This is a genomic window from Streptomyces sp. NPDC026673, from assembly GCF_040638135.1.
Taxonomy (GTDB): Bacteria; Actinomycetota; Actinomycetes; order Streptomycetales; family Streptomycetaceae; genus Actinacidiphila.
Genome location: NZ_JBEZXR010000145.1, coordinates 1 through 8952, shown reverse-complemented (window position 1 = coordinate 8952; position 8952 = coordinate 1). Strand labels below are relative to the sequence as shown.

At 70.5% G+C, this 8952-nt stretch carries 9 protein-coding genes; all 9 read left to right on the top strand.

All coding sequences use genetic code 11. The features are described 5' to 3' along the window. The coding region (gene ftsW / locus AB0F62_RS41860; RefSeq protein ID WP_361811890.1) for a putative lipid II flippase FtsW at positions 1-1406 on the top strand (1406 nt) is incomplete at its 5' end. A 6-nt stretch (positions 1407-1412) separates the two neighbouring features. Then, a complete protein-coding gene (murG, locus tag AB0F62_RS41855) occupies positions 1413-2504 on the top strand; it encodes an undecaprenyldiphospho-muramoylpentapeptide beta-N-acetylglucosaminyltransferase (protein WP_361811887.1) in 1092 nt (363 codons plus the stop codon). A gap of 183 nt (positions 2505-2687) precedes the next feature. Next, positions 2688-3461 carry an FtsQ-type POTRA domain-containing protein gene (locus tag AB0F62_RS41850; RefSeq protein ID WP_361811884.1) on the top strand — a complete coding sequence of 258 codons (774 nt, stop codon included), beginning with the start codon at positions 2688-2690 and terminating at the stop codon, positions 3459-3461. 246 nt (positions 3462-3707) lie between these two features. After that, positions 3708-4928, top strand: coding sequence for a cell division protein FtsZ (ftsZ, locus tag AB0F62_RS41845; protein WP_361811881.1), 1221 nt, complete (start codon positions 3708-3710; stop codon positions 4926-4928). A gap of 15 nt (positions 4929-4943) precedes the next feature. Further along, a complete protein-coding gene (gene pgeF, locus AB0F62_RS41840) occupies positions 4944-5684 on the top strand; it encodes a peptidoglycan editing factor PgeF (RefSeq protein WP_361811893.1) in 741 nt (246 codons plus the stop codon). Further along, the gene (locus AB0F62_RS41835) at positions 5677-6417 is read left to right on the top strand and encodes a YggS family pyridoxal phosphate-dependent enzyme (RefSeq protein ID WP_361811878.1); all 741 of its coding nucleotides are present in this window, start codon (positions 5677-5679) and stop codon (positions 6415-6417) included. Before pgeF ends, AB0F62_RS41835 begins: the two co-directional genes overlap by 8 nt. Positions 6418-6480: 63 nt before the next feature. Further along, positions 6481-7062: a cell division protein SepF gene (sepF, locus tag AB0F62_RS41830; RefSeq protein ID WP_361811876.1), complete on the top strand. Its 582-nt coding sequence runs from the start codon at positions 6481-6483 to the stop codon at positions 7060-7062. Positions 7063-7124: 62 nt separating this feature from the next. Beyond that, positions 7125-7412, top strand: a complete 288-nt coding sequence (locus AB0F62_RS41825; protein ID WP_361811873.1) for a YggT family protein — start codon at positions 7125-7127, stop codon at positions 7410-7412. A 46-nt stretch (positions 7413-7458) separates the two neighbouring features. After that, complete coding sequence (locus AB0F62_RS41820; RefSeq protein WP_361811870.1) at positions 7459-8625, top strand: DivIVA domain-containing protein; 1167 nt, start codon at positions 7459-7461, stop codon at positions 8623-8625. Positions 8626-8952 lie beyond the last annotated feature (327 nt).

Below are 8952 nucleotides of genomic sequence, written 5' to 3'. Positions count from 1 at the left end.
GCCCCCTCCCCCCCCCCCCCCCGCGCCCCCCCCGGGGTCCCCGCCCCCCACCCGGCCGCCGCCCCCCCCCCCCCCCCGGGCGGGCGGCGCCGCCCCGGCCAGGGGACGGCGCCTCCGGGGCGCGCACGCCCGGCGGGAAGACACCGCGCGGCAGCGCCATGCGCGGTGCCAAGGTCGTCCTCGACCGCGGCATGCGGGCCTGGGACCGCCCGCTGACCGCCTACTACGTCATCCTGGGCAGCAGCCTGCTGATCACCGTGCTCGGCCTGGTGATGGTCTTCTCCGCCTCGCAGATCAAGGCGCTGGAGGACGGACTGCCGTCCACGTACTACTTCCGCAAGCAGCTGTTCGCCGCCGTGCTCGGCACCGGCCTGCTCGTCGCGGCCACGCGGGTGCCGGTGAGGCTGCACCGCGCGCTTTCCTACCCGCTGCTCGTCGGCTCGCTGTTCCTCATGATCCTGGTCCAGGTGCCGGGGATAGGGCACTCGGTCAACGGCAACCAGAACTGGCTCTACCTCGGTGGCCCGTTCCAGTTGCAGCCCAGCGAGTTCGGCAAGCTCGCGCTCGTGCTGTGGGGCGCGGACCTGCTGGCCCGCAAGGAGGACAAGAAGCTCCTCGTCCAGTGGAAGCACCTGCTGATCCCGCTGGTGCCGATGGCGTTCCTGCTGCTCGGCCTGATCATGCTCGGCGGTGACATGGGCACCGCGATCATCCTCACCGCGATCCTGTTCGGGCTGCTGTGGATCGCCGGCGCCCCCACCCGGCTGTTCGCGGGGGTGCTGGGCGTGGCAGGGGTGATCGGTTTCCTGCTGATCAAGACCAGCGGCAACCGCATGGAACGGCTGGCGTGCATCGGCGCCACCGAGATCACTCCCAGTGGCGACTGCTGGCAGGCGGTGCACGGGATCTACGCCCTCGCCTCGGGCGGCTGGTTCGGCTCCGGGCTCGGTGCGAGCGTGGAGAAATGGGGCCAACTGCCCGAACCGCACAACGACTTCATCTTCGCCGTGACCGGGGAGGAACTGGGGTTGACGGGGACGCTGTCGGTACTCGTCCTCTTCGCGGCTCTAGGCTATGCGGGTATCCGCGTGGCCGGTCGTACGGAGGACCCCTTCGTCAGGTTTGCCGCGGGAGGCGTGACGACGTGGATCACGGCGCAGTTCGTGGTCAACATCGGTGCGGTGCTCGGCCTGCTGCCGATCGCCGGCGTTCCGCTCCCGCTGTTCTCCTACGGGGGCTCCGCCCTCCTGCCGACCATGTTCGCGATCGGGCTGCTCATCTCCTTCGCGAGGAGCGAGCCCGCCGCGCGAGCGGCACTCAACGCGCGGGGGCCCGGCTACTGGCCGGGGGCAATGACACGGACGATGAGGCGGTTCGTCACACGGCGACCGTCCGGAGAGCGGTGAATTTCGGTGCATGTCGTACTCGCCGGTGGGGGGACCGCCGGCCACATCGAGCCCGCGCTCGCGCTCGCCGACGCCCTGCGCAGGCAGGACCCGACCGTGGGGATCACGGCACTCGGCACCGAGCGGGGTCTGGAGACCCGCCTGGTGCCCGAGCGCGGCTACGATCTGGCGCTCATCCCCGCGGTCCCGCTGCCGCGCAAGCCCACCCCCGAGCTGATCACCGTCCCCGGACGGCTGCGTGGCACCATCAAGGCCGCCGAGCAGATCCTGGAGCGCACCAAGGCCGACGCGCTCGTCGGCTTCGGCGGCTACGTCGCCCTGCCCGGCTACCTGGCCGCCAAGCGGCTCGGCGTGCCGATCGTTGTGCACGAGGCCAACGCGCGTCCGGGCCTCGCCAACAAGATCGGCTCCCGCTACACCAGCTTCGTGGCCGTGAGCACCCCGGACAGCAAGCTCCGGCACTCGCGCTACGTCGGCATCCCGCTGCGCCGGTCCATCGCGACCCTCGACCGCGCCGCGGTCCGCGCCGAGGCGCGCGCCGCGTTCGGGCTCGACCAGACCCTGCCGACGCTGCTGGTCTCCGGCGGCTCCCAGGGCGCCCGGCGGCTCAACGAGGTGATCGCCTCCGTCGCGCCGCGCCTGCAGCAGTCCGGCGTCCAGATCCTGCACGCCGTCGGCCCGAAGAACGAGCTTCCGCACGCCGACAACATGCCCGGCATGCCGCAGTACATCCCGGTCTCCTATCTGGACCGGATGGATCTCGCCTACGCCGCCGCCGACATGATGCTCTGCCGCGCCGGCGCCATGACGGTCGCAGAGCTGTCCGCGGTCGGCCTCCCGGCGGCGTACGTCCCGCTGCCGATCGGCAACGGCGAGCAGCGGCTGAACGCGCAGCCGCTCGTCAAGGCGGGCGGCGGTGTCATCGTCGACGACGCGGACCTCAGCGCCGACTGGGTGCTGGGCCATGTGCTGCCGGTCCTGACCGATCCGCACCGTCTCTACGAAATGTCCCGGTCCGCCGCGGAGTTCGGCCGGCCGCACGCCGACGAACTGCTGGTCGGCATGGTCTACGAGGCGATCGCCGCCCGCCGCGGCTGAGTCCGGTGCCGGCCCGGCACCTCCCCCGCCCCGGGTGAACGACGCGCTCGGGGGCCCGTGCTCCGAAGGGGTCATGGGGGAGGGGTCCGGGCCAGCCCGGCGGCGCGCGGCCGCCGGCGCACCCCGTACGACGACTAGCCTGCCCGGAAGCGGAAGGCAGTTCCGACGACCCCGGAGGCGAATGTGGCCGTACCGACGACCGTCGAGACGGCCGGCGACCAGGACGGCGAGGCCGTGCGCCCGCCGCGGCGGCGCCGGCGTCTCATCGTGACGGTGGCGCTCGCCGCCACCACCGTGCTGGGTGGTACGGGTACCTGGCTGTTGTACGGTTCCGCCTGGCTGCGCGCGACGCAGGTCCGGGTGACCGGCACCGAGGTGCTCTACCCGGAAGAGGTGCGCGACGCCGCGGAGGTCCCGCTCGACGGGCCGCTGGTCTCCGTCGACACGGCAGTGATCGCCCGCCGGCTGAAGGAGCGCCTGCCGCGCATCTCCGCCGTGGAAGTGGAACGTTCATGGCCGCACACGATCACGCTGAAAGTGACGGAGCGAACTCCGGCCGCACTGGTGAAAGGTGACGGGAACTTCATCGAAGTGGACGCCGACGGCGTCCGGTTCGACGAGCGGGACACTCCACTCAAGGGCGTGCCCATCATCGAATTGAGGCCGGACCGCTCCTCCGCGAGCTATCGCCATTTCGGGACAAAACGCCTACTGGCCGGGGCGGTTCAGGTCGCGGCGGACCTGCCCAAGGTCGCATACCGGGACGCACGCCTCATTGAGGTCCGCTCATATGACGACATTACGGTCCAACTGACCCGTGGGCGTGCGGTGGTGTGGGGAAGCGTGGAACAGGGGGCGGAGAAATCGGTCGCGCTCGCGGCGCTGATGAAAGTCGAACGCGATGCCGAGTTCTACGACGTGAGTGCCCCAACATCCCCTGCCGCGTCGGACGGTTGACGTCCCAGCCTCCAGTTCGACACCCTGGTTGGTCCGGCTCTGGCGTGATCACATAGGGTCAAAAGAAAAACGGGAGGTTCGGCGTGTTCGTTGAACGCGAACCGCTTGTCGATTTAGTGTCCTGTCCCAAAGACAGTGCGGGACAGACATACTGGTAACCCTAAACCTCAGGGTTAGGGTTCGGATCGGCCGGCCTTCCCGACCGTCCCCACAGGTATACGTAACTCGAGGCGAGAGGCCTTCGACGTGGCAGCACCGCAGAACTACCTCGCAGTCATCAAGGTCGTCGGCATCGGCGGCGGTGGCGTGAACGCCATCAACAGGATGATCGAGGTCGGTCTCAAGGGCGTCGAGTTCATCGCGATCAACACCGATGCACAGGCCCTGCTCATGAGCGACGCCGACGTCAAGCTCGACGTCGGCCGGGAGCTCACTCGTGGACTCGGCGCCGGCGCCAACCCCGATGTCGGCCGCAAGGCCGCCGAGGACCACCGCGAGGAGATCGAAGAGGTGCTCAAGGGCGCCGACATGGTCTTCGTCACCGCGGGTGAGGGTGGCGGCACCGGCACCGGCGGGGCGCCCGTGGTCGCCAACATCGCCCGCTCGCTGGGTGCCCTCACCATCGGTGTGGTCACCCGCCCGTTCACCTTCGAGGGCCGCCGCCGGGCCAACCAGGCCGAGGACGGCATCGCCGGGCTGCGCGACGAGGTCGACACCCTCATCGTGATCCCCAACGACCGCCTCCTGTCGATCTCCGACCGCCAGGTGAGCGTGCTGGACGCCTTCCGCTCCGCGGACCAGGTGCTCCTCTCCGGTGTCCAGGGCATCACCGACCTGATCACCACCCCCGGTCTGATCAACCTCGACTTCGCGGACGTGAAGTCCGTGATGTCCGAGGCCGGTTCGGCCCTCATGGGGATCGGTTCGGCCCGCGGCGACGACCGCGCGGTCGCCGCCGCCGAGATGGCCATCTCCTCGCCGCTGCTGGAGGCCTCCATCGACGGCGCACGCGGGGTGCTGCTCTCGATCTCCGGCGGATCCGACCTCGGCCTGTTCGAGATCAACGAGTCCGCCCAGCTGGTCAGCGAGGCGGCACACCCCGAGGCCAACATCATCTTCGGCGCGGTCATCGACGACGCCCTGGGCGACGAGGTCCGGGTCACGGTCATCGCGGCGGGCTTCGACGGCGGGCAGCCGCCGACCCGCAACCGGGACAAGGTGCTCGGCTCGTACGGCTCCCGCGAGGAGAACTCCTCCGCCGGCCCCGCCCGCCCCGCCACCCCGGCCGCCGAGCCGGCCCGCCCGGCCTTCAGCGGTCTGGGCAGCGTGACCCAGCGCGAAGAGGAGCCGAAGCCGGAGCCGGTCGCCGAGGTGCCCGCCCAGCCGATCGCCCCCCAGGTGCCCCCGGCGCGTCCCTACCAGGACACCGCCGCCGAGGAGCTCGACGTACCCGACTTCCTGAAGTAAGCACAGCCACACGTGATAACGCTCAACCAAGCACGTCCGGGCGGCGCCCACTTCGCCTTCACCGACAGGTGGGGCGGGGTGAGCGCCGCTCCGTACGACAGCCTCAACCTCGGCGGCGCGGTCGGCGACGACCCGGCCGCCGTCCGTTCCAACCGCGACCTCGCCGCGCGCGAGCTGGGCCTCGATCCCGCCCGTGTGGTGTGGATGAACCAGGTGCACGGCAACGACGTCGCCGTCGTCGCCGCCCCCTGGGCCGACGGCCGGGTCCCGGAGGTGGACGCCATCGTCACCACCCGGCCCGGACTCGCCCTGGCGGTGCTGACCGCCGACTGCGTTCCGGTCCTGATGGCCGACACGGAGGCCGGGGTCGTCGCCGCGGCCCACGCCGGCCGCCCGGGCCTGCTGGCCGGGGTGGTCCCGGCGGCGGTCGAGGCCATGGTCGGCCTCGGCGCCCGCGCGGAGCGGATCACCGCGGTGACCGGACCGTCCGTCTGCGGCGCCTGCTACGAGGTGCCCGAGACGATGCGCGAGGAGGTCGCCCTCGCCGTCCCCGAGGCCCGCGCCACCACCGGCTGGGGCACCCCCTCCCTGGACATCGCCACGGGTGTGCACTCCCAACTCGCCCGGCTGGGCGTGCCGGTGGGTGAGAAATCCCATATTTGTACGATGGAGTCCGGGGACCACTTCTCGTACCGCCGCGAGCGGACCACCGGACGACTCGCGGGATATGTCTGGCTGGACGGACCGAGTGACTGACCGCACGCAAGAGCGAAGGGCCGAGCTGGCCGGGAACCTGGCCGCGGTCGAGGAGCGCATCGCCGCGGCCTGCGCGGCGGCCGGCCGGGCGCGGGACGAGGTGACCTTGATCGTGGTCACCAAGACCTACCCGGCGAGCGATGTGCGGATCCTGTCCGGGCTCGGTGTCCGCGAGGTGGCCGAGAACCGCGACCAGGACGCCGCCCCGAAGGCTGCCGCCTGCGCGGATCTCCCGCTGACGTGGCACTTCGTCGGTCAGCTGCAGACGAACAAGGTGCGTTCCGTGGTGGGCTACGCGGACGTCGTGCACTCGGTCGACCGGCTCCGGCTGGTCGAGGCGCTCTCCGCGGGCGTCATGAAGTCGGATCGGGCCGGCCGCGAGCTGGGCTGCCTGGTGCAGGTCGCGCTGGACGCCGAGTCGGGGGCGCGGGGCGCCCGGGGCGGAATCGCACCCGATGCCGTCGAAGGGATCGCCGAAGCGATCGCGGACGCCCCCGGACTCCGCCTCGACGGCCTGATGACCGTCGCGCCGCTGGCGGGGACGTACGCGGGTCAACCCCGCGCCGCCTTCGATCGGCTGGCGGAAATCGCATCCTGCCTGCGCGCGGCGCATCCGGCTGCAAACATGGTCTCGGCAGGGATGAGCGCGGACCTCGAAGAGGCCATCGCCGCCGGTGCGACACACGTACGCATCGGTAGCGCGGTACTCGGAGTCCGGACCGGGCTCGGGTAACGTCACCAAACAAGTCGGACCACACAAAAAATATGGTCTTTCCCCGCTGAGAGGACGCAGAGCATGGCCGGCGCGATGCGCAAGATGGCGGTCTACCTCGGCCTCGTGGAGGACGACGGGTACGACGGCCCGGGCTTCGACCCCGACGACGAGTTCGAACCGGAGCCCGAGCCGGAACGCTCCCGCCGGCCGCACCAGTCTCACCAGCCACCGCATCAGACACAACCGGAAGAACCGGCACGAATCGTGCATGCTCCGGTCCCCCGGGAACCCCGGATCGCCCCAGTGGCATCCATCACACAAGAACGCCATAGCCTGGAGAAGAACGCACCGGTGATCATGCCTAAGGTCGTGTCGGAACGAGAGCAGTACCGGATCACGACACTCCACCCCCGGACGTACAACGAAGCCCGTACGATCGGGGAACACTTCCGTGAGGGCACGCCGGTGATCATGAATCTGACGGAGATGGACGACACGGACGCAAAGCGACTTGTCGACTTCGCCGCGGGGCTGGTCTTCGGGCTGCACGGCAGCATCGAGCGGGTGACGCAGAAGGTGTTTCTTCTGTCGCCTGCTAACGTCGATGTCACGGCGGAGGACAAGGCCCGCATCGCCGAAGGCGGGTTCTTCAATCAGAGCTGAGATACGCAACCGTACGAAACCGGCCGTGAGGCCCATGACCGAGCAGGGGAGAGGGACGCGCGATGGACATCGCACTCCAGGTGCTGTGGATCGCGTTGATGTGCTTCCTGCTTGTCCTGATCTTCCGGTTGGTGATGGACTATGTTTTCCAGTTCGCCCGATCGTGGCAGCCTGGGAAGCCCATGGTGGTCGTCCTGGAGGCCACCTACACTGTCACCGATCCGCCACTCAAGCTACTGCGGCGGTTCATTCCGCCGCTGCGTCTCGGGGGCGTGGCGCTCGACCTGTCCTTCTTCGTATTGATGATCATCGTGTACATCCTGCTCACCGTCGTAGGGGGCTTGAGATGACCGATGCGGGCTCCCGATATGTCGACGATCACGTTGAGGTGAAGAGATGCCACTGACCCCCGAGGACGTGCGGAACAAGCAGTTCACGACCGTCCGCCTCCGAGAAGGCTATGACGAGGACGAGGTGGACGCCTTCCTCGACGAGGTCGAGGCGGAACTGACCCGACTGCTCCGCGAGAACGAGGACCTGCGGGCCAAGCTGGCCGCGGCGACCCGTGCCGCCGCCCAGAACCAGCAGCAGGGCATGCGCAAGCCCGAGCCGCAGGACGGCCGCGGTCCCGGGGCTCCCGTGCCCGCCGCCATATCAGGACCGCAGCCGGTACCGCCCCAGCAGATGGGCGGCCCCGGCCCCCAGGGACCCGGCAGTGGCCTCGCCCTGCCCGCCGGGCCCAGCGCCCAGCAGGGCCCCGGTCCGATGGGCCAGGGTCCGATGCAGGGCGGCCCCATGGGCCCCGGTCCGATGGGCCAGGGTCCGATGCAGGGCGGCCCCATGGGTCCCGGCCCGATGGGCCAGGGTCCGATGGGCCAGCACGGCCAGCACCCCATGGGCGGTCCCGGTCACCCGATGCAGCAGCAGGGCCCCGGTGGCGACAGCGCCGCCCGTGTGCTCTCGCTCGCCCAGCAGACGGCCGACCAGGCCATCGCCGAGGCGCGTGCCGAGGCGAACAAGATCGTCGGCGAGGCCCGCAGCCGCGCCGAGGGCCTGGAGCGCGACGCCCGCGCCAAGGCCGACGCCCTTGAGCGGGACGCGCAGGAGAAGCACCGCGTGGCCATGGGCTCCCTGGAGTCCGCGCGCGCCACGCTGGAGCGGAAGGTCGAGGACCTGCGCGGCTTCGAGCGCGAGTACCGTACGCGCCTGAAGTCGTACCTGGAGAGCCAGCTGCGCCAGCTGGAGAACCAGGCTGACGACTCGCTCGCTCCGCCGCGCACCCCCGCGGCCGCGTCCCTCTCCTCCGGTTCCGGCGGCATGGGTGGCGGCACGATGGGCGGCGGCATGGCCACGGCCGGTGCCGGCACCATGGGCGGCGGCCAGACCTACGGCGGACAGGGCATGGGCGGCCACGGCGGCCCGAACCCCACCTACGGCGGTCAGCAGCAGATGTCCCCGGCCATGACGCAGCCGATGGCACCGGTCCGGCCGCAGGGGCCGGCGCCGCTGCAGCAGGCGCCGACGCCGATGCGTGGGTTCCTGATCGACGAGGACGACAACTAGTCGTTGGCACGACCTGCACCGTGTAGGCGGCGGTGCGCGGTACATAGGGCCGGGCCCCCAGGGAAACGCTTCGCTTCCCTCGGGGCCCGGCCCTTTTGCGTGCGGTTTGCTGGTGCGCGGTTGTTGTGTGCGGCGCGGCTTGTGGTTGCGGTTGGGCTTTTTCCCCGCCCTCCCGCCCGATTGCCCGGCGCGGTCAGGCACCGCGCCGCTGCGTGTGGGGGTGGGCCGGGGTCGGGGCCTCCGGGGCTGGGCATTCTGGACCGCATATTTATGTGCATGGCGGGCGGTTCAGGTTGTGCCGTCTGTGCCGCACAACAAATACACGTA